A 265-nucleotide genomic window follows, 5' to 3' on the forward strand; every position below is an offset into this window, starting at 1 on the left:
ATGCTATAATCAATTGATAGATGCCCCTGTAGCGATAGCTATTGGCGGTGCAGCCTTTGGAGCCATTATGTCTGGCTATGATGCCTATAGCTCAGTGCAACGTGGTTGGGGCTTGGTTGGTTCTATTGCCAAAGGAGCAGGACTAGGAGCTATTACAGGTTTTGTAGGTGGTCAATTTATTGGTGCTGGTACCAATGTGGCCGCTAATGTGACACAAAATATTGCCAATCAGACTGTTCGTCATGTTGCGAAAGCGGGTGTTGAA

Annotated in this window: 1 protein-coding gene; it reads left to right on the forward strand. The window is 46.4% G+C overall.

Translation table 11 applies throughout. The features are described 5' to 3' along the window. Positions 1-265: hypothetical protein (locus C1E99_RS12560; RefSeq protein ID WP_202863395.1), on the forward strand; the 265-nt coding region annotated here is incomplete at both ends.

Origin of the sequence: Streptococcus suis (assembly GCF_002964045.1) — a bacterium.
Classification (GTDB): domain Bacteria; phylum Bacillota; class Bacilli; order Lactobacillales; family Streptococcaceae; genus Streptococcus; species Streptococcus suis_U.